We start from the raw sequence: 20867 nt of genomic DNA on the forward strand, positions 1-20867 counted from the left end.
ACGGCATTGCCATTTGTCCCGAGCCGTACTCGCCCGTCACCGGCAGGTAGTGGAAGGCTGCCCATAGTGGCGTGACTCGGGTCACGCGCCCGGGGTGACCGAAGGAGAACCGCTCGATGATCTCTCGCATCGCGATCGTCAACCGTGGCGAGGCCGCCATGCGCCTCATCCATGCCGTCCGCGACCTCAATGCTGAGGCCGGTCCCGACGGCCATCGGATCGAGACCATCGCCCTGCACACCGAGGGCGAGCGGCGGGCGATGTTCGTCCGCGAGAGCGACCACGCCTACGACCTCGGTCCGGCGGCGAACCGTCCCTATCTCGACCATGAGGCCCTCGAGCGCGCCCTGAAGGAGACGGGTGCGGATGCCGCGTGGGTGGGCTGGGGCTTCGTGGCCGAGGATCCGGCCTTCGCGGAGCTCTGCGAGCGCGTGGGGGTCACCTTCATCGGGCCGAGTGCCGAAGCGATGCGCAAGCTCGGCGACAAGATCGGCAGCAAGCTCATCGCCGAGGAGGTCGGCGTCCCCGTCGCACCGTGGTCGCGCGGTGAGGTCGCCACGCTTGACGGCGCTAAGGAGGCAGCGGCCTCGATCGGCTATCCCCTCATGCTCAAGGCCACGGCAGGCGGTGGCGGCCGCGGGATCCGCGTCGTGACGAGCGCGGAGGACCTGACCGACGCCTACGAGCGGACGCGAGACGAGGCGGCCCGGGCCTTCGGTTCGGGTGTCGTCTTCCTCGAGCGGCTTGTGACGGGCGCCCGGCACATAGAGGTGCAGGTCATCGCCGACGGCCAGGGCACGGCGTGGGCCATCGGCGTCCGGGACTGCTCCATCCAGCGGCGCAACCAGAAGGTCATCGAGGAGTCGGCCTCTCCAGTCCTGTCGGCCGACGAGGCGCAGGAGGTCCGGGCGGCGGCCGAGCGGTTGGCCGTTGCGGTGGGCTACGCCGGGGCCGGGACCGTGGAGTTCCTCTACCACCCTGGTGAGAAGTTCTTCGCCTTCCTCGAGGTCAACACCCGCCTGCAGGTCGAGCACCCCATCACCGAGGTGACGACCGACACCGATCTGGTCAAGCTCCAGATCCACGTCGCGAACGGCGGCCGGCTCGAGGGCGAGCGGCCGGCCGAGCGCGGACACGCGATCGAGGCCCGGCTCAACGCCGAGGACCCGGACCGCGACTTCGCGCCCTCGCCCGGGCGCATCGCGCTGCTCGACTTCCCCTCCGGACCGGGCATTCGCGTCGACACCGGGGTCGGCGAGGGCGACTCGATCCCCGCCGACTTCGACTCAATGATCGCCAAGATCATCGCCTACGGGCGCACCCGTGACGAGGCGCTCGCTCGCCTGCGCCGCGCGATGGCAGAGACGACCGTCGTCATCGAGGGCGGCGCGACGAACAAGAGCTTCATCCTCGACCTGCTCGACCAGCCAGAGGTCATCGACGGGAGCGCCGACACCGGCTGGATCGACCGCGTCCGGGCGGAAGGGCGGCTCGTGTCCCACCGACACTCCGGCATCGCCCTGGTCGCGGCGGGGATCGAGGCCTACGAGGAGGCCGAGGCGCTCGAGCGCGCCCGACTCCTGGAGACGGCGCGCGGGGGACGGCCCCAGGTGCACCACCAGGTGGGCCGCGGCGTCGACCTCAAGCTGCGCGGCGCGGCGTACAAGGTCATCGTCATGCGGACGGGTCCGCACCGCTTCCGGGTCAGCATCTCGGCCGGCACCTCCGGTGGCGTCGGCAACGGCGCGGGCAACGGTGTCGCGGGCGGCGACAGTGGCAACGGCGCGGATGGCCAGGTCGTCGAGGCCGAGCTCGACCGGATCGACGCGTACCAGAGCCGCATCGTCGTCGGCGGCCGGAACCACCGCCTCATCACGGCCCTGCACGGCCCGGTCCTGCTCGTCGAGGTCGATGGGGTCACCCACCGGGTGTCCCGGGACGAGGGCGGAGTGCTCCGCTCCCCGGCCCCCGCCCTGGTCGTGGCCACGCCTGTCGAGGTGGGCGCCGAGGTCGCCGCCGGAGCGCCCGTGCTGGTCCTCGAGTCCATGAAGATGGAGACGGTGCTGGCCGCGCCGTTCGCCGCCCGGGTCAAGGAGATCCTCGTCGGTGTCGGCGGCCAGGTCGAGACCGGCGCAGCGCTCGTCCGGCTCGAGCCGACCGGTGACGAGGACGAGGCCGGCGCAGGCAGCGCGCAGACCGATGACGCCGCGGTCGACCTCGACCTGCCAACCTGCGAGGAGAACGACGGCACTCTGCGGGACCGCTTGGCCCGGGGGGTGACCGACCTGTCCGCAGGTGTGCTCGGCTTCGACGGCGACGACAATGGCACGCACCGCAGCCTGACCTCCTATCTTGCCGCGCGGGACGAGACCGTCGCCACCGGCCCGGCTCCGATCGCGGACGAGATCCATCTGCTCGAGCTCATCGCAGACTTCGCCGAGCTGAGCCGCAACCGCCCGGTGGACGAGGAACGCCACACCGAGCTGCTCGTGCACAGCCCGAAGGAGCACTTCCACACCTACCTCCAGAGCCTCGATGCCGATCGGGCCGGGCTACCAGCAGCCTTCAGGGACAAGTTGGCTCGTGTGCTGCGGCACTACGGGGTGACCGAGCTCGACCGGACCCCCGACCTGGAGCAGGCGGTCTTCCGGGTCTTCCTGGCCCAACAGCGCACCTCCCCTGAGATCACCCTGGCGACCTCGCTCCTGCAGCGCTGGCTGGGCGAGCCCGCACCAGCAGCACCACACGACGCCGCTGCCCGGGAGACGCTCGACCGGCTCGTCGTGGCCACCCAGCTGCGGTTCCCGGTCATCGGCGACCTGGCCCGGAGCGTGCGCTTCCGCTGGTTCGAGCAGCCGCTCGTCGATGCGGAGCGGCAGAGCGTGCTCGCCGGCGTGGGCGACCAGCTCGAGGCACTCGCCGCCCACGCAGCGGCGGCCGAGCGGGCCGGAGGCGCGACAGGGGTCAGCCCCGAGTACACCGCGGGAATCGACGAGCTCGCCGCCATCCCGGAACAGATCGTCCGCTTCCTCGCCGAGCGGCTCGACCGTCCGGATGACAGCCTGCCGCGCCACGAGCCGATGCTGGAGGTCCTCACCAAGCGGCACTACCTCGAGCACGAGCTGCACGGCCCACACCACTTCCTGGCCAACGGCCGGCCCTTCGCGATCGCGGACTACACCCTCGACGACCGACCGACTCACCTCACGTCGACGATCGGGGACATCGCCGAGCTGGCTCCGGGCAGCGACCTCGACCTCTCGGTGGCGAACGACGTGTGGAGCCGGGTCGAGGGTCACGACTCCGTCGTCGACCTCTATCTCCGCTGGCGCGAGCAGCCGTCGGACCCCGAGGAGGCCAGCGCCGCCCTGGCCGAGCGTCTCGGGGCCCTGGACTGGGCGAAGGACGTCCGCCGGGTTGCCGTCGCGGTGACCAGCTCGGCCGGCCGACCCGTCGGCTACTTCACCTACCGTCCGCAGGACGGGGACCTCGTCGAGGACCGCCTGGTGCGTGGTGTCCACCCGATGGTCGGTCGCCGCCTCCAGCTGTGGCGGCTCCGGGACTTCGACGTGACCCGCCTCGAGGCTCCGGAGGACGTCTTCCTCTACGAGTGCGTCGCCAGGGACAACCCAGAGGACCGGCGCCTCGTCGCCGCCGCCCAGGTCCGCCAGCTCGTCGTCGTCCGCGACGAGTCCGGCCGCGTGACGGGCCTCCCGCAGGTCGAACGCGCCATCGCCAACTGTCTGGACGCCATCCGCCGCCTCCGCGCCGCCCGAGGCTCGGCCGGCTCCCGACTCGACATGAACTATGTCTGGGTCACCATCTGGCCCCTCATCGACGCCGACCTCGAGCAGCTCACCGCCCTGCAGGCAGAGATCGCGCCGCTCACCGTGGGCGCGGGGGTCGAGGAGGTCCTCGTCCAAGCCCGCGTGGTCCTGGAGCCTGAGCAGGCGCCGATCACGATCGCGGGACGGTTCTACTACCAACCCGGTTCAGGCGTCGTCGGCACCGTGGGCCAACCGCCCAGCGAGCCACTGAAACCTCTCGACGACTACGCGTCCAAGGTCGTCCGGGCGCGACGCCGCGGGCTCGTCTATCCCTACGAGTTGCAGGCCATGATCGCCGGCGACGGCGGTGCCGTCGTCGAGCACGACCTCGACGACACCGGCCGGCTGGTCCCCGTGGACCGGCCCTTCGGCCACAACAAGGCCGGCATCATCGTCGCGGTGGTGACCTCGCCGACCGACCGCCACCCCGAGGGCGTCACCCGGGTCGTCCTGGCCGGCGACCCGCTCCGGTCCCTGGGATCGGTCGCCGAAGCCGAGTGCGCCCGCGTCATCGCTGCGCTCGACCTGGCCGAGGAGCGCCGCATCCCCGTTGAGTGGTACTCCCTCTCGGCCGGCGCCCGGATCTCGATGGACTCGGGCACGGAGAACATGGACTGGGTCGCGCGCGCCCTCAAGCGCATCGTCGAGTTCACCCAGGCCGGTCATGAGATCAACGTCGTCGTCGCCGGCATCAACGTCGGGGCCCAGCCGTACTGGAACGCCGAGGCGACGATGCTGATGCACACCAAGGGCATCCTCGTGATGACACCTGACAGCGCCATGGTGCTCACGGGCAAGCAGTCGCTCGACTTCTCCGGCGGCGTCTCCGCCGAGGACAATTTCGGCATCGGCGGCTACGACCGGGTCATGGGCCCGAACGGCCAGGCACAGTACTGGGCCAAGGACCTTGCCGCGGCACGTGAGCTCCTCATGAGCCACTACGACCACGCGTACGTCAGCCCGGGCGAGCAGGGACCACGCCGCGTCGCGACGAGCGATCCCACCGATCGTGACGTGACCGGTTTCCCGCACTCGATGCCGGACTCCGGGTTCACGACGGTCGGCGACATCTTCTCCGCCGAGAAGAACCCCGACCGCAAGAAGCCCTTCGACATCCGTACCGTCATGAGGGCGCTCGCCGACCAGGACCACACGACGCTGGAGCGGTGGACAGGGATGGCGGACGCCGAGACAGCGGTCGTGCAGGATGCCCATCTCGGCGGCATCCCCGTCTGCCTCATCGGCATCGAGTCGAAGTCGGTGCCGCGTCGTGGCTTCCCGCCCACCGACGGACCTGACGCCTACACGGCAGGCACCCTCTTCCCCCGCTCGTCCAAGAAGGTCGCCCGTGCGATCAACGCGGCCAGCGGCAACCGACCGGTCGTCATCCTCGCCAACCTGTCCGGTTTCGACGGCTCGCCGGAGTCCATGCGCAACCTGCAGCTGGAGTACGGCGCCGAGATCGGCCGGGCCATCGTCAACTTCGACGGTCCCATCGTCTTCACGGTGATCTCCCGCTACCACGGCGGGGCCTTCGTGGTCTTCTCCAAGGCGCTCAACCCGCGCATGACGGTCCTCGCCATTGAGGGTTCCTTCGCGTCGGTCATCGGCGGCGCGCCTGCTGCCGCCGTGGTCTTCTCGAGAGACGTCGATGCCCGGACCGCCGCGGACCCGCGTGTCGTCGAGCTGGGCGCTCGGGTCGACGCCGCCGAGGGGGTCGAGCGCGCCCACCTGGCGACCGACCTGGCGGAGCTGCGGGCCACGGTCCGCGCCGAGAAGCTCGGCGAGGTCGCCGCACACTTCGACACCGTCCACAGCATCCACCGTGCGGTCGAGGTCGGCTCGGTTGACGAGGTCATCGGCGCGCCAGACCTGCGCCCGCGGATCATTGCCGCGCTCGAGGCGGGCCTGGCCCGCTGAGCGGAAGCCGGCCCAGCGGCATACGGCACCACACAACCCAGCCGTATGCCGCTGAGCTCGCTCAGTGGCACACGGCTGGGTTTGACGCGGTGCTAGCTACCGCGTCGTCACGGCCGCCCCGTTGGGTGGGAGGGGGAGGCGGTCGGAACGGTGTCCGGCTTTGCGTCCGGCGCTGTGGGGGCAGAGCTGGACTTGCCAGTGGGCGCGGCCTTCGGCTTGGCGGTGGCGCGGTCCTTCGTCGCGGCAGGAGCGTCGACCTTGGCGCAGAAGGCGTCGACCTTGTCCTCGCCGCCAGCCGCCTCGATGAGGTTGCGAAAGGCGACCGAGTCCTTGGGCTTGCCGTTCCTGGCTGCCTTCCCCCACGCCGTGCACAGTCCGTGGCCCGCGGGACCGCTCACGTCCGGACCCGCGGGCGCTCCCGTTGCGACCGTGCCCTGCTTCGGCGAGTCGCCGGAGCGCTGTCCAGCGCTGGACGTCGAGCGGGTCGGCGTCGCAGGCCGGGTGGCAGGGACCTCCGAGCGCGCGGGGGCGGACACGCGGGCAGGTGCGGTCGCGGGGGCGGTGATCGATGCGTCCGGGGTCGGGGGCTTGGCGGCGGACACATAGGCGACGGTGGCGGCGCCACCGAGGCCCACGGAGATCCCGGCAATGGTCGCGGCGAGCTTCGCGCCGGCAAACGTGGCGATGAGGGACGGCCTCCGTGGTTTGGTGTGGGGGACACTGGCGCGGAAGGTGTCCAGGGCTCCCTCGAGCCCCCTGAGCTCTCGCTGGGTCGGCGGCGCGGCAAGGAGGAAGGCCAGCCGAGCCAGCTCGGGATGCGCAGCGACCTGGTCGAGGAGGTTGTCGTCGCGCGATCCCACGCTGTCGTCCGGGTCACCGGTTGGCCTGTCGTTGCTCATGTCACCCCCGAAGCGCCCGGAGGTCGCTGTCCGTTACTGCCTTCTTGGCCAGGGTGCGAGCGAGGTTCTCGAGGCCACGGTGGCAGGCGACACGGACTGCTCCCGGGCTGCGCCCGAGCAGCTTGGCGACCTCGGCGACGGGGAGCCCCGCAACGACTCGAAGGAGCACGACCTCTGCCTGGGTGGCCGGAAGGCTGCGCACCAGACGGAGGGCGTCCTCGGTGCTCGCCGCCTCGATGACCGCGTCGGCGCTGTCCGGAGCTGTGTCGGACGCCCACGTGCTGGCCCGCCACCCGAGACCCGTCTCCCGGGCGCGCTTGCGGCCGGCGTCGACCGCACGGCGTCGAGCTGTCGTGAACACCCATGCGCGCCAAGCCGTCTCGTCGCCGGAGAACTTCCTCAGTCCGCGTACGACCGTGGTCCACGTCTCGGCAGCCACATCCTCGGCCATCTCACCGCCGAGGGCGAGGTAGCGCAGGAGGGCTGGGTTCACGTCGCGCCACAGACGTGCGAACGCCTGCTCGTCACCGGCCTGCGCATCAGCGAGGACCCGGTCGAAGTCCGCGCCGATCACCCGGGACAGTCTGGCCGGTATCCGTCTTCCGCGCTACCGCTTCGGCGGGTTGCCGCGAGGATTTGTTCCTGATTGCACGTGGAGAGGCGGATGGTCGACCGGGCGATATGGTCGGGTTTGTTCCAGCGTCCATCGAGAAGGCGTCATGACCCCATCGCAAGAGCTGATCGCCCGAGTCCGGGCAGCCGCCGACGGCTCGCCCTATGTCGTGGAGGAGCGGCCCTACGGCTTCGACCTCACCATCGACATCGTGGACACGACCTGGTGGACCGTCTTGCGCAAGAACGCCGTCAAGCGAGTCTTCACGCACCAGGTCCGGCTCGACCAGGGCCGTCGCCGGCTGTCCATCTCCGACGTCTCCAACGAGGTCCGCTGGGACGCCGGCGTTGGACCAGCTGGTCGACCGTCCCTGCACGCCGAGAAACAGGTGCAGAAGGGCCGCGTCTACGAGTTCTCATCCGAGAAACAGTGGGGTGCCGACGGGGCGACCGGCGAGATCGGCAGGGTCGTCGACTACACCTTCCGCGCCGGCGAGGGACGGGATCTCATCCGGCGCGCCGCGAAACCGCTCGGCTGGTCCGAGGGCATGGGTCGCGAGCAGAAGATCGGTCTGGCTGCGGCGATCTTCGCGCTCGGCCTCGTCGTCGTCATCGGCGTGGTCGCCGGCGTCATCGTGCTCGTGAGCTGAGGCGTCCGGGGCCGGCGAGAAGAGCTCGGGTCAGTGGGTCGCCCGCCACCAGCGCTGGCCGCCGATGAAGGCGACGAGGACGCCGAGCCCTCCGATGACGAGACCGGTGATGAGCCAGACGCCCAGGGCGTTCTCGCGAGCGACGGCGCCGGTGCTGCTGCCACCGAGGAAGCCGGCGAGCGGCGCGAGGACCGCCATGATCAGCCCGAGAATGGTCATCCACTGGCCCGGCGCGACCGGCTCGGTCCCCTCGTTGACCTCGGCCTTCATGACAACTCCTTCAGCGGGGCGACAGTGCGCTCCCAGCGTAGCCATCCAGCGCTCAGTGGACTCGGCGAGAGACGTGGACAGGCGACGAGTGGGACGCCGGGACGTAGGCTGCGACCATGAGCGACGACTCAGGCGCGGTACGTGACATCGACCCGACAGTGCCTCCGAGCGGTACCGGTTGCGCAGAGTGCTCCGCCGATGCAGGGTGGTGGGTCCACCTGCGCCGATGCGCGACCTGCGGTCACATCGGCTGCTGCGACACCTCACCCTCGCAGCACGCCACGGCGCACCACCGCGCCACTGGACATCCGATCGTGCGCAGCTTCGAACCGGGCGAGGCCTGGTTCTACGACTACCGGACGGGCGACTTCGTCGAGGGCCAGGAACTCGCGCCGCCGACGAGCCGGCCTCGAGACCAAGGGTCCCCAGCCCCGCGGGGCCGCGTCCCGGAGAACTGGCGCGACCTGATCCATCGATGACCCGCCGGGCTCAGGCCCCGGTCGAAGCCACGGTCGAGGTGGTCCCCGCCAACGAGGTCGCCTGTGCGGACCTCCAGACCATCTTCGGCGACAGGGGCCAGGGCTCGCGGTGCCAGTGCCAGCGCTACAAGCTGCGGCCGGGTGAGTCCTTTGCCGGCTTCCCCGTGGAGGAGCGGGTGCACCGACTCCGCGAGCAGACCGACTGCGGAAATCCGGGGCCCGGCCCGACCAGCGGCCTGGTCGCGTTCGCCGACGGTGACCCGGTGGGGTGGTGCGCCGTCGAGCCGCGCACGGCCTACGAGGGATTGGTGCGCAACCAACGGGTGCCGTGGCTGGGGCGCACCGCGGACAAGGACGATGCCAGCATCTGGGCGGTCACGTGCATCTTCGTCAGGACCGGCCACCGCAGACAAGGGGTCAGCCGCGTCCTGGCGAGGGCGGCGGCGGACTTCGCTCGCCAGCGTGGCGCCCGCGCCCTCGAGGCGTACCCCATGACGACGACGAACGCCATCGACGAGGAGCTCCACGTCGGCACGGTCGGCGTCTTCGCGGAGGCGGGCCTGGCCGAGATCGGCCGACCCACGCTGCGTCGCGCCGTCATGCGGATCGACTTCTGACAAGTCGCATGGAATGGAGGCGCCGCGTCGCTAGGGTGCGCTCATGGGCGACGCCCCGGCGGTCCACGTGACTGAGCGTGCGGTCGATCGGCTGCCGCGGTGGGCCGCGGTCACGCTCGGGATCGTGGCGTCGGTGGTCGGGCTCGTCCTCGCGACCCGACCGTTCCGCTCGCTCGCCGTGCTCGTCGTCGTGGTCGTCCTCGCCCTGGTCGTGTCCGGGGTCGTCGACCTCGCCATGCCCGCAGCCGCCCGGCCGCGATGGCTCGGCCTGGTCCGCGGCCTCGTCCAGGTCGCGGCGGCGCTGGCGCTGCTCCTCTGGCCCGGACCGGGACTGCGCGTCATCACGGCGCTCGCCGCGCTCGCCCTCCTCGTTGCCGGAAGCACCGCCCTGGTCGAGGGAGCCCGGTTGGAGGGCTCGGCCCGCTGGGCCAGCTTCGGTGTCGGCTTTGCACAGGTGGTCCTCGGCGGCCTGGCGCTCTCGTGGCGTGACGTGGCCATCCTCGTCGTGGCGGTCGCCTTCGGCGTCCGGCTTGTCGTGTTCGGCGTCCGCATGGCCTTGGGCAGCCGCAGATCACCGTCGAGCTCGAGCCCGGGGCAGCCTCCCCGTCGGTGGCGAGTCGCCATGGGCGTCACCGCCGCAGCCGGATCAGTGCTGCTCGCGCTCATCAGCGTGCTCGTGCAACGTGGTGCCCCCCAGGTGGACGCGTTCTACGCTGTGCCCGAATCGGTTCCCAGCGCGCCGGGCCAGCTGCTGCGGAGTGAGCCGTTCGACCGGGACATCCCGCCCGGTGCAACGGCGTGGCGGATCCTCTACACGACGACGCGGGAGGACGGCGTCCCTGCCGTCGCGAGCGGGATCGTGGTGACTCCGGACCGAGTCGACGGCCCGACTCCGGTCGTCGCGTGGGCCCACGGCACGACCGGATGGGCAACCGGATGCGCACCGTCGATCCTCGAGCATCCGTTCGAGGCGGGTGCGCTGTTCAGCCTCGACGCCGTCATCGAGCAGGGGTGGACGCTCGTCGCCACCGACTACGTCGGCCTGGGGACCGAGGGGTCGCATCCCTACCTCATTGGTGAGCCGACGGCGCGATCAGTGCTCGACTCGATCCGGGCCACGCGCCAGCTGAGCACCGTCACCGTGGCGGAGTCGACTGTCGTGTGGGGTCATTCGCAAGGGGGGCATGCTGCCCTGTGGACCGGGATACTCGCGCCGTCGTACGCGCCCGAGCTGGAGATCTCAGGAGTGGCCGCCCTCGCCCCGGCGAGCAACCTCGCCTCTCTCGTCGATGTCGTGGGCAGCATCCGCGTCGGCAGCCTCTTCGGCGCCTATGTCGTGCAGTCCTACACCGATGCCTACGCCGATGTGCGCTATGACGACTACGTCCGCCCCGGCGCACAGGTCATCGTCCGCGAGATGGCCGCCCGGTGCCTGTCCGAGCGTGGCATGCTCGTCTCCCTCGCGACGGCGCTGCTCCTCGACCAGCCGGTGTGGGGACGCGACCCGACTGAGGGAGCGTTTGGGGCCCGGCTCGCGGAGAACACTCCCACTGGTGCCATACCGGCACCCCTCTTCATCGGACAGGGACTGGACGACAGCCTGATCTCGCCCTCGTCCCAGGATGTCTATGTCGCCCAACGATGCTCGTCGGGCCAGCCCGTCGACTACCGAACGTATGCCGGGCGCGACCACGTGGGGCTGATGCGAGCGGACTCGCCGGCGCTCCCGGACCTCATCGAGTGGACCCAGGAGCGCTTCTCGGGCGGCCCATCGACCGACACGTGCCGGTGAGCGGCCCCGAGCTCAGCGGCATACGACACAGGCAGGCGGATCGGCCGCCGCCGGGAGGACCCGGCGACGGCCGACCACTGGAACCGGCTGTCCCTTACAGGTCAGCGCGCTCCTGCACCTTGATGGTGTTGATGACCGGGCTGTCCATCGCCTTGCGCTGGAGGAGCTCGATCGTGAGGTCGCCGCCACCGTGCTCGACGACGATCGTGTCGACGTCGGCCGTGAGGACCGGCACCTCGGAGATGATGTCCTTGCCGACGATGGCGTAGGCACCATTCACCTTGACGTCGAAGACGCGCTTGCCCGCCTTCGTGTTCGTCCACTCCGAGAAGCCCAGCTCGATCTGGTACGTACCAGCAGGTGCGTCATCGAACTGGTAGGTGAGGCCGCCGACCCGGCGCGACTTGAAGAGCGACTGGTCCGGCGTGCCGGCAATCGCCTTGTTCGTCGTCTCGGCCTTGCTGCTGCCGATGTATCCCCAGCCGCCATCCACGTGGGCCCGATCGGCCTTCCACTTGAACAGGTCGGAGGCGCCGAAGGCGTTGCCGCCCGCATTGACACCAACCTGGTAGGCGGAGATGACGACCTTGACCGGCACGTTGACCGACGGAGCCCGCCCGGCGCCTGTGCTGAGCACGAGTGCGCCCTGCCAGACACCAGGCTCGCCGAGCGACGCGTCGACGTTGACCGTGAAGGTCTTCGTCTCGCCGACCGCGATGGTCACCTCGGTCGGGTCGACCGAGAGCCAGGCGAGGTCGGTGTTCTCCGGGTCGCCCACGTCGAGGAGGTAGGCCTTGCCGTCAACCTGGTTCGCGGTCCAGAGGTTGCCGGCGGCGTCAGACTCGAGCCCGGAGCCCGGGTAGGAGTCGTTCGTCGGGTAGGCCACCGTCCTGATGGTCGAGCAGTCCACGGGCGACAGCTGGTAGAAGACCGTCGTCGCCGCGCTCGGCACCATCCAGATCGTGTCGGACGTGTTGTTGTAGGCGAGACCGGCAATGCCCGGCTCGGCCGGCTGACAGCTCGAGAGGGTCGCACCCGGCGTCGCGTGCGTCGTGCCCGCCACCGTGTAGATGATCCCCTCGTTCCAGCCGCCGATGTAGAAGACGTCGTCGGCTGCGTTGTAGGCCAGTCCACGCTGGGAGATGCCATTCCACGGCGATCCCGAGATGCGGCTGCTCTCGGCCCCGGTTGCGGGGTCGAAGCAGACGATCGCGTTGTCGCCGCCGACGTTCACCTGGCACATGTCGCCGGTCCGGCTGTCGAGGGCGAGGTCGCCGCTCCACGAGCCGCCCCACGTCGCCGGGTAGCTGTTCTGCAGGGCGCCCGCCGCCGTGAACCGGTTGTTGGTGATCGCCGAGGCGTCGGAGAGCCAGACGTCGCCGTCGTAGCCGACACCCCACGCGACGTCGAGCCCGGTCGCCCACGACGCGAGGACGTCACCGTCGGCGTTCGGAGCCGCTGCGAGGCTCTTCTGCGCCGCGACCTGGTCCTTCGTGTAGAGGCCCTTGGCCGACGTGGCGCCCCGGTCGTCCTTCGTCGCCGCCTTGACCGCCTGGCCACTGAGAGCGGCCGGGCGTGCTGCCGACGACGCGGTCTTGCGACCGGACTCGGCGACCGAGAACTGGAGCGGCGCCGAGCCGGTGTTCTTGACCGTGAACGTCTCCGTCCGCGTGTCGCCGGCTCCGAGGACTCCCCAGTCGTACTGCAAGGGGCTCGTCGCACCGGTGATCTCGGCGATCCCGGTCTTGAGAGCAGGACTGAACTCCGCGGTGTCACCGTCCTCGTCGAACGTGACCTCGGTGGACGCGCCGACGTAGTTCGTCGCCGTGACCGCCACGTCGTAGGTGCCGAGGAACAGCACCTTCGAGAACGTGCCGTCAGCCCCGGTGGTCACCGTCACGGGCGCGCCCGTGGACGGGGTCATCGTGACCTTGGCGCCGGAGATCGGCTCGTGGTCGTTGAAGTCGGTCACCGTGCCCGAGAGCGTGCCGCTCGGCGGTGGGCTGAAGGTGATCGACTTCTGCGGGGCAACGGCGCCCGCCGTGTTGAACGAGTACTGCCAAGCCACGGTGCCGGTCGCGTTCTCGATGCCGACCGTCGCCGAGCTGCCGGTGAGGGCCGGCTTGCCGTCGGTCTGCGGACCGTAGCCGAGGATGACCTTCCCGTTGCGAAGCAGCGTCACCGAGAAGTTCGTCCGCGCGGTGGTGTCGGAGTAGGGCCGGACGTTGCGCCACTCGATGACGAAGGCGTCCTGGCCACCGACCGTCGTCGTCCCGGTGTAGACCCCGGCCGACGCATCGACGTTGAGGTCGTCCCAGAACGGGTAGATCGCGGCATTCGGCGTAGCCGTGCTGGGGATGGCCCCGTTGGAGAACGCCGATACCGCGGCCAGGAAGTTGACGTGGCCGTTCGTGGACAGGAATGCCCGGTTGTACGACTGGCCGTAGAAGCTGAAGCTCCACGGCAGGTCGATCGCCAACGTCGAGTCGTCACCGGCGAGGGTCGTCTTGGTCGAGCCCTGCAGGTAGTCGCCCGTGCCGACGACACACGTGTAGCCGTAGCCGTCAGCCCGGCCCGCCAGCGCCACTGCCACCGTCTCGTCGCCGTCGACGACGAGGCTCTGGGAGTATGGTGCCGCGCAGCCGCCCGCGCTCACGGACAGCGTGTAGGTGCCCTCGGGAACATCCGGCACCGAGAACGTGCCGTCCGCTGCCGTGGTTGCCGGAGGCAGTGCCGAGGTGAGGGTCACCGTGGCGCCGGCCACCGGAGCCCCGGTGGCCTGGAGGGTCACCGTGCCGGACACCGTGTGCCGGGCAGCCGGCGACAGCTCCACGTCGACCGTAGCGGTGGCGCCGGCCGTGACGGTCGCGCTCCGCGTCGCCGTCGCGTAGCCGAACGCGCGAACGGTGATGGTGTAGTCGCCCGCCGACACCGAGACGTCGTACGTGCCGTCGGATGCGGTGGTGACGGAACGCGGCGTCGGGCCTGCGATCTCGACGGTGGCACCGGCGACGGGGCTGCCGCCGGCCGAGACGGTGCCGGCCACGTGGCCCACGTCGCCTCGTGGTGAGGACTGGTACAGGGCAAAGGCGTCGAGCTTGCCCTCTCCCCACACGTTGTTGTCATCGGCGGTGCCGCCACAGGTGAGGTCGCTCGTGTCGACAGCGGTCTCGTCGAGGAGTGCGCGCGTGGCGTTGATGTCACGCTCGAGCGACGGTGCGGCGCTCCACGCGAGAGCTACCGCGCCGGCAACGTGCGGCGACGCCATCGAGGTGCCGCTCGCCGTGCCGTAGCCGCCACCGGGCAGCGACGAACGCACGGATGCGCCGGGGGCGGCGATGTTGGGCTTGGTCTCGCCGTCCTGGCCGGGACCGCGCGCCGAGAAGCTCGCGATGTTGCCGGCCGAGTCAAACGCGCCCGCGGAGTAGTTGACGATCCGCGAGCCCGGCGAGCCACTCGTCTGGCAGCCCGGGCCGCTGTTGCCGTTGGACCACTGGCCCCAGATGCCGGAGGCTGCCCAAGCGATCTGGATGTCCTCCAGGAACGGCGCGGTCGACGGGGTGCGCGACCCCCACGAGTTGTTGATGATGTGCGGGCGCTTCGACGCGTCCGCAGCGGATCCGTCGAGCCGGGTGGGCGCGAGCATCCACTGGCTGGCGTCGAGGAGATCTGCGTCGGCGCAGGTGTGGCAGCCGTTGGCCTCGATCCACCGGGCGCCGGGTGCGACACCGATCTGGTTGGCACCGTCGGCGCCGACCATCGTGCCCATCGTGTGCGTCCCGTGACCATCGGAGTCACAGGGGTCGCCTGCCGCGTTGCAGTTGCCCGCGACGTCGAAGAAGTTGTAGTTGTTGTCGAGCGTGCCGTCCGGAAGCAGGCCGCGGTACTTCGACCGAAGCGCTGGGTGGTTGACGTCCACGCCACTGTCGATGCTGGCGACGACGATGCCCTCACCGGTCGTACCGGCGCCCCAGACGTCGTCGGCGTTGATGGCAGCGATGCCCCACTCGACGGCGTTGGGAGCCATGCCGCTCGGGTCGGCCTTCTCCTCGACCGGCTTGATCTGCTCGAGGATGCTCGTCTCGACGATCTGCTTCACCTCGGACTTCGCTGCCAGCGAGGTGGCGAGGCTGAGGGTCCCGCCGCGCACGAGCACAGCGTTGCTGATCCAGTAGGGGGTGAAGTCGGCGTTCGCGGCCTTGAGCTGCGCGACGACACCGGCCTGCGAGCTCTGCGCATGCTTGCGCAGCGTGTCGTAGACGGCCGTACCGCGCTGGTCCCAGTCCTTGATGGCGCTGGCCTTGGACAGGTCCGCCCGGTCTGCGAGGCGAACCCAGAAGTCAGCGGTCTTGCTGGTCGTCAGCTCCTTCTCGGCCGCTGCCGTGAACTTGGCAGTCGGATCGGATGGGGCTGCTTGGGCTGCTTGGGCCGCCGGTGCGACCAGCCCTGCCATGGCGATCGCGGTAGCGACCGCGGTGATGACGGCCAGGAAGGGTCTCCTGGCCCGCGCTGAGCGTTCTCGTGCTCTCATCTGTCCTCCGTGGTGAGGGTGTCCCGCCGTCGGGTGGCGAGATACACGGGAGCCCTCGGGGGTTTGAGGGTGCTCCCTACGCTGGCCGGTGGGCGCGACCCCAACAAGGACGGCCGATGGGCAGTCCTTGGGCAGGAAATGGTCAGGAATGGGTCAAATCTCACCCTTGCCTGTGGACACCCTGTGACGCCGAGCGGTAGGCAAGGGGTGGGCGTATTGCAGTCGACAAAGGGGCTATCGACATGCTGAACAACGCGGCAGGTCCGGGACTGGTGCTCTGTGTAGGCCTGTCCCTCAACGAGATTGCGGGCATCGCGCGGCTGCTACAGGATCGAGCCGTCGTCCTCGGCGCCGTCGACGTCGCGGCCGCCCGGACCCTCCTCGAGCCCGCCGCGGGGAACGGGGCAACGACGCCCACTACTGCCACCGCAGCCACGAACCTGCACACACCACGGGCGGAGAGCCGACCGGTCGAGCCGGCCCCCCTGACCGTGGGCGCACTCCGGATCGACATCCGGGCTCGGGAGGTTGCCCTGAAGGGGAGGCTGCTCCACCTGTCGGCTCGCGAGTTCGACCTGCTGACCCTGCTCGCGTCGGACCTCGGAAGGGTGTGGTCCTTCGCCGCGCTGAGCCGTCACGTCTGGGGCAGCGACTACGCCGGCGACCGTGAACGGCTCACCTCAACCATCAAGCGGCTCCGCAAGCGCCTCGGCTCCATGGCCGGCTGCGAGGTCCGCTCGGTTCATGGGGTCGGCTACCGCCTGAGCATCCTGTCCGGCGCCCGTTGAGCGAGCGAAGAGGAACCCCGAGATGACGGCGCTGGCCAACGCGATGCCGGCGGCGACGGCGTACCCGCGGCGGAAGCCGGCCACTCCACCAGCCGTCAGGCTGGCTGCCGCGACCCCGGACATCACCGCCGCGCCCAGTGCGGCGCCCAGCTCGTGGAAGGTGCTGAGCAGGCCCGAGGCAACGCCCGCCTGATGGTGCTCGACGGACCCCAGAGCCGTGGCGGACGCGACGACGAACAAGGCCCCCAGCCCTGCCGAGGCGAGGCTGACGGCAACCACCGTCGCGGCAGTGCTGCCTCCGAGCGCCGCACCGAGCAGGCCCGCGGCGGCGACGAGCAGACCGGACACTGCCAAGGTGCGCGCGCCCAGTCGACCGATGGTGCGACCCGCCGACTGCGCGCCGATCATCGTCGCGACGGCCACCGGCAGGAAGAGGAGGCCGGTCGTCAAGGGCCCGTGCCCCGCAGCCTCCTGCAGGTAGAACGTCCCGAGGAAGAAGACGGCAACCATGATCGCTGTCCCGACGAACAGGAGGAATGCTCCGGCGAGCACCGGCGGACGGGCCACCAGCCTCGGGTCGACCAAGGGGTGCGCGGCTCGGTTGAGCCAGAAGCCCAGGGCCAGGAACAGCACGAGGCTGAGGGCCAGCAGCGTGAAGAGTCGCGGCGAGGTCCAACCACTGTCACCGGCGTCGATGAACGCGTAGATGAGCACCCCTGACGCCGCCGTGACGAGCACGGCCCCGACAAGATCGAGACGACCACCCGTCGCTGGGACGGGCATCGGCGGCAGCACCCGAGGCAGCGTGACCAGGACCACCGCTCCGACGGGCAGGTTGACGAGGAACACCCACTCCCACCCGGGGCCGGCGGTGATCAGCCCTCCGAGCAGCACCCCGAGCGCCGCGCCGACCCCACCGAGAGCCGACCAGATGCCGAGGGCCCGGTTCCGCTCCTCGCCGTCGAAGAGCCGCACGACGAGCGAGAGCGCGGCCGGTGACATGAGGGCGGCCCCGACTCCCTGGCCGACCCGAGCCCCGATGATCACGGCGGGCCCCGTGGCCAGTCCGGCCGCGACGGAGGCCACGGTGAACAGAACCAGCCCGGTGAGCACGATTCGCCGCGGACCCACGAGGTCGGCGAGCCGGCCGCCGGTCAGCATGAGGCCTCCGAAGGCCAGGGTGTAGCCGCTCATCACCCAGGTCAGCGCATCGCGACTCATGCCCAGCTCGGCACCGAGCTGCGGCATCGCGACGGCCACGACCGTGACGTCGAGGATGAGCATGAGATTGGCGACGGCGAGGAGGCCGAGGGCTCGCCACCGCAGCGGATGCGGGGGCGTCGCTGGGGTGTCGATGATTTCGTTCGTCGTTGACATGCTTCGCTCCTAACTTGAACTTGCGTGTTCAAGATGGAAGGTAAAGAACGTGTACACTTATGTTCAAGTTATTTTGGGAGGAGACTCTGGGCGATGAGTGGAGCAGCGGCCGACCAGGTGCCGACCCGTCGGGCGGACGCGGTGCGCAACCGCGCAGCGATCCTCGACGCGGCCACGGAGTGCCTGGCCCGCGACCCCGACGTGAGCATCAAGGACATCGCGCAGGCCGCGGGGGTGGGCCGCGTGACGCTGTACGGGCACTACGAGTCACGTGCCGCACTGATCGAGGCGGTGGTCGATCGGGCGATTCGCCAGTCGGATGCCGAACTGCGCGCAGTGGATCTCTCCGGCGACGTGCGGGAGGCGATGGCCCGCCTCATCTCGGTGTCGTGGGACCTGACGCACCGCTTCGGCGCGCTCGTCGTCGCGGGCCAGCGAGAGCTTCCGTCAGAGACCTTCCGTGCGCTCCACGAGGCGCCCGCAGCCCGGGTCGAGAAACTGCTGATGAAGGGGCGCAAGCGCGGCGCCTTCCGGACGGACGCGCCTGTCTCGTGGCAGGTGATGGCGATGCAGAGCCTGCTCCACGGGGCGGTCGACGCGGTCTACCGCGGAGAGCTCCAGGCGGACAAGGCACGTGAGCTCGTCACGTCGACGGTGCTGGCCGTGCTCGAGCCGCCTCGTCTCGCATGACCCCGCCCAAGCGTGTGGTGCGTTGCGAGCGCGGGCGAGCTCAGCGGCATACGACCACGTGTTTGTCACACGCGGCGACTAGGTTGGATGCATGCTCCTCGCAGAAGACCTGCTGCTCCTGCTGACGAATGACGACACGGGCAGGTTGGCGAAGTCGGGCAGCGAGGTGGACGTGGCACTCGGGGGCGCCTTGCTCGTCGACCTGGCGCTGATGGGGCGCGTGGACGTAGCGGGCCCGAGTGAGCCGGTGCGCGAGGGGCGACTTGTCGTCCGGGACTCCACGCCCACGGGTGACGCCGTGCTCGACGAGGCCCTTGTCACCATCGGCGAGAGGGAGGGCAAGAAGCCCCAAGGCGTGGTGACACGGCTGGGGAAGGGCGTGCGGGCCAAGCTTTACGGGCGCCTCGCCGAGGGTGGTCTCGTTCGTGCGGAGGAGGGACGGGTCCTCGGCATCTTCCCGATCGAGCGGTGGCCGGCAGAGGACGCGAACCACGAGACGTCGGTCAGGGCGGGAATCGCTTCGGCCCTGCGCGAGGGCAGGACGTCGGATCCGAGGACCGGTGCCCTCATCGCGCTCCTGCTCGCGCTGAGGGCGGTGGACAAGGTCATGGATGCATCGTCGGTCGGGCTGTCGAAGAAGGACCTCAGGGCGAGCGCCAAGCGGATCGCCGAGGGGGACTGGGCGGCAAAGGCGGTGCGGCAGGCCATCGACAGCACGAACGCTGCGATCACGGTGGTCATCACCTCGGGCGCGGTAGCCGCGGGAGGCGGCGGATCGTGACTGGCGGTGTCGGATCGGGACGGTGTCGTTCGTAGGAGGGGTGAGTGGCGGCCCGGACGGGCGCCCCATGACCACAGGAGTTGCCGCGATGCAGTACTTCGTCTCCGTGATTGACGACAGGACAAACTCGGCCACGTCGGAAGAGATGTCGGCGATCGACGAGTTCAACCGCCGGCTCGAGGCCGAGGGGCACTGGGTGTTCGCAGGTGGGTTGGCGGCGCCGAGCTCAGCCACCGTCATCGACAACCGCGGCGGGGAGGCACTGTTCACTGACGGGCCGTTCCTGGAGTCGAAGGAGTACCTTGCCGGCTTCTGGATCATGCAGGCCCCCGACCTCGACGTGGCGCTCAAGCTCGCCGCTGAGGGGTCGAAGGCCTGCAATCGGAGGGTCGAGGTGCGCCCGTTCCTGTGAGTCCGGTCGACGTCGGGGAGGCGATCACGCGGGCGCACCACGAGGAGTGGGCCCGGCTGGTCGCGACCCTGACGCGGCGTTTCGGTGACCTCGACATCGCCGAAGAGGCGGCTGCAGAGGCGTTCGCGGTCGCAGTCCAGCGGTGGCCGTCTGGCGGCGTACCCCCCAACCCCGGCGCCTGGCTGACCACCACGGCCAACCACAAGGCCATCGACCGCATCCGGCGCGAGAAGAAGCGCGACGACAAGCAGTGGGAGGCTCGGATGCTGTCCGAAGACGGCCCACCTGAGCCCCTTGGCGTCATCGACGACGAGCGGCTCCGGCTGATCTTCACCTGCTGCCACCCGGCGCTCGCGATGGAGGCCCGCGTCGCGCTGACGTTGCGCATGGTCGGCGGGCTCACTGTCGCCGAGATAGCCCGCGCCTTTCTCGCGCAAGAGAGCACCGTGGGGCAGCGGATCACCCGTGCGAAGGCCAAGATCAAGGCGGCCGGCATTCCCTATCGGGTGCCCTCGGCAGAGGACCTGCCGGTGCGGGTGTCCGGGGTCCTCGCCGTTCTTTTCCTCGTCTTCAACGAGGGCTACCTCGCGACGGGGCCGGACACCGATCCCGTCCGTCACGATCTGACGGCTGAGGCGATCCGGCTCACTCGACTGATCCGTGCGCTGCTGCCGGAGGACGGCGAGGTGGCCGGTCTGCTGGCGCTGATGCTCCTGACAGACGCACGCCGGACGGCCAGGATCTCCGCGAGCGGCGAGCTGGTTCCTCTCGCCGAGCAGGATCGCGGGGCCTGGGACGCGGCCCTGGTCGCCGAGGGTCTTGGGCTCGTCCGCGAGCGCCTGGCTGCCGGGGTGGCTCCGGGGCGATACCAGATCCTCGCGGCGATCAACGCGGTGCACACCTCCGCCCGCGACGTTCGCGATACGGACTGGTCCCAGATCGCCGCTCTCTACGACCAGCTCCTGCGCATCGACTCCTCGCCGATCGTCGCCCTCAACCGAGCGATCGCGATCGGCGAGCTGGACGGGCCAGAGGTGGCTCTGGCCACCGTCGACGGTCTCGGGCACGAGTTGGCCGGCTACCACGCGTACCACGCGACCCGTGCCGACCTGCTGCGCCGGCTGGGACGAAGTCAGGAGTCGCGGGCGGCGTACGACGTGGCCATCGAGCTGGCCGGCAACACCGCAGAGACCAGCTACCTGACACGCCGTCGCGACCAGCT

The 20867-nt window shown here is 70.1% G+C and carries 15 protein-coding genes; 10 read left to right on the top strand and 5 right to left on the bottom strand.

Translation table 11 applies throughout. From position 1 onward, the window contains the following. Window positions 1-116 precede the first annotated feature (116 nt). Window positions 117-5747, top strand: a complete 5631-nt coding sequence (locus ABF401_RS17005; protein WP_353510766.1) for an ATP-binding protein — start codon at window positions 117-119, stop codon at window positions 5745-5747. 107 nt (window positions 5748-5854) lie between these two features. Here ABF401_RS17005 and ABF401_RS17010 read toward each other — a convergent pair whose 3' ends face one another. Together ABF401_RS17010 and ABF401_RS17015 are read right to left on the bottom strand one after the other, a co-directional pair. Continuing rightward, a complete protein-coding gene (locus ABF401_RS17010) occupies window positions 5855-6646 on the bottom strand; it encodes a hypothetical protein (protein ID WP_353510767.1) in 792 nt (263 codons plus the stop codon). Window position 6647: 1 nt separating this feature from the next. Further along, on the bottom strand, window positions 6648-7220 hold the full coding sequence (locus ABF401_RS17015) for an RNA polymerase sigma factor (protein ID WP_353510768.1): 573 nt from the start codon (window positions 7218-7220) through the stop codon (window positions 6648-6650). Window positions 7221-7365: 145 nt separating this feature from the next. Here ABF401_RS17015 and ABF401_RS17020 point away from each other — a divergent pair, with 145 nt between their 5' ends. Then, the gene (locus ABF401_RS17020) at window positions 7366-7908 is read left to right on the top strand and encodes a hypothetical protein (protein ID WP_353510769.1); all 543 of its coding nucleotides are present in this window, start codon (window positions 7366-7368) and stop codon (window positions 7906-7908) included. Window positions 7909-7938: 30 nt separating this feature from the next. Here ABF401_RS17020 and ABF401_RS17025 read toward each other — a convergent pair whose 3' ends face one another. Then, entirely contained in the window at window positions 7939-8178 is a 240-nt protein-coding gene (locus ABF401_RS17025; protein ID WP_353510770.1) for a hypothetical protein, read from the bottom strand. Between the two features lie 116 nt (window positions 8179-8294). Here ABF401_RS17025 and ABF401_RS17030 point away from each other — a divergent pair, with 116 nt between their 5' ends. Genes ABF401_RS17030 through ABF401_RS17040 form a run of 3 tightly spaced genes read left to right on the top strand, consistent with a single transcriptional unit; the run spans window position 8295 to window position 11066 of the window. Next, the gene (locus ABF401_RS17030) at window positions 8295-8657 is read left to right on the top strand and encodes a UBP-type zinc finger domain-containing protein (protein WP_353510771.1); all 363 of its coding nucleotides are present in this window, start codon (window positions 8295-8297) and stop codon (window positions 8655-8657) included. Then, on the top strand, window positions 8654-9274 hold the full coding sequence (locus tag ABF401_RS17035; RefSeq protein ID WP_353510772.1) for a GNAT family N-acetyltransferase: 621 nt from the start codon (window positions 8654-8656) through the stop codon (window positions 9272-9274). Before ABF401_RS17030 ends, ABF401_RS17035 begins: the two co-directional genes overlap by 4 nt. A 43-nt stretch (window positions 9275-9317) precedes the next feature. Further along, entirely contained in the window at window positions 9318-11066 is a 1749-nt protein-coding gene (locus ABF401_RS17040) for a lipase family protein (RefSeq protein WP_353510773.1), read from the top strand. Window positions 11067-11160: 94 nt separating this feature from the next. Here the strand turns inward: ABF401_RS17040 and ABF401_RS17045 are convergent, their stop codons facing one another. After that, window positions 11161-15597, bottom strand: coding sequence for a S8 family serine peptidase (locus tag ABF401_RS17045; RefSeq protein ID WP_353510774.1), 4437 nt, complete (start codon window positions 15595-15597; stop codon window positions 11161-11163). Window positions 15598-15839: 242 nt separating this feature from the next. Here ABF401_RS17045 and ABF401_RS17050 point away from each other — a divergent pair, with 242 nt between their 5' ends. Continuing rightward, the gene (locus tag ABF401_RS17050; RefSeq protein WP_353510775.1) at window positions 15840-16385 is read left to right on the top strand and encodes a winged helix-turn-helix domain-containing protein; all 546 of its coding nucleotides are present in this window, start codon (window positions 15840-15842) and stop codon (window positions 16383-16385) included. On the opposite strand, the gene ABF401_RS17055 is transcribed toward ABF401_RS17050, so the two are convergent. Next, window positions 16278-17762 (bottom strand): MFS transporter, encoded by a 1485-nt coding sequence (locus ABF401_RS17055; RefSeq protein ID WP_353510776.1) that lies wholly within the window; start codon window positions 17760-17762, stop codon window positions 16278-16280. The genes ABF401_RS17050 and ABF401_RS17055 overlap by 108 nt on opposite strands. Before the next feature lie 93 nt (window positions 17763-17855). Between ABF401_RS17055 and ABF401_RS17060 the strand changes: the two genes are divergently transcribed. The 4 genes from ABF401_RS17060 to ABF401_RS17075 all read left to right on the top strand — a co-directional run. Continuing rightward, window positions 17856-18452 carry a TetR/AcrR family transcriptional regulator gene (locus tag ABF401_RS17060; RefSeq protein WP_353510777.1) on the top strand — a complete coding sequence of 199 codons (597 nt, stop codon included), beginning with the start codon at window positions 17856-17858 and terminating at the stop codon, window positions 18450-18452. 91 nt (window positions 18453-18543) lie between these two features. After that, window positions 18544-19233 (top strand): GOLPH3/VPS74 family protein, encoded by a 690-nt coding sequence (locus ABF401_RS17065; protein WP_353510778.1) that lies wholly within the window; start codon window positions 18544-18546, stop codon window positions 19231-19233. A 67-nt stretch (window positions 19234-19300) separates the two neighbouring features. Further along, window positions 19301-19645 (top strand): YciI family protein, encoded by a 345-nt coding sequence (locus tag ABF401_RS17070; protein WP_502908276.1) that lies wholly within the window; start codon window positions 19301-19303, stop codon window positions 19643-19645. Next, a partial coding sequence (locus tag ABF401_RS17075) for an RNA polymerase sigma factor (RefSeq protein ID WP_353510779.1) occupies window positions 19642-20867 on the top strand: 1226 nt, incomplete at its 3' end. The genes ABF401_RS17070 and ABF401_RS17075, both read left to right, overlap by 4 nt.

Source organism: Intrasporangium sp. (assembly GCF_040414665.1).
In the GTDB taxonomy this organism is placed as follows: Bacteria; Actinomycetota; Actinomycetes; order Actinomycetales; family Dermatophilaceae; genus Intrasporangium.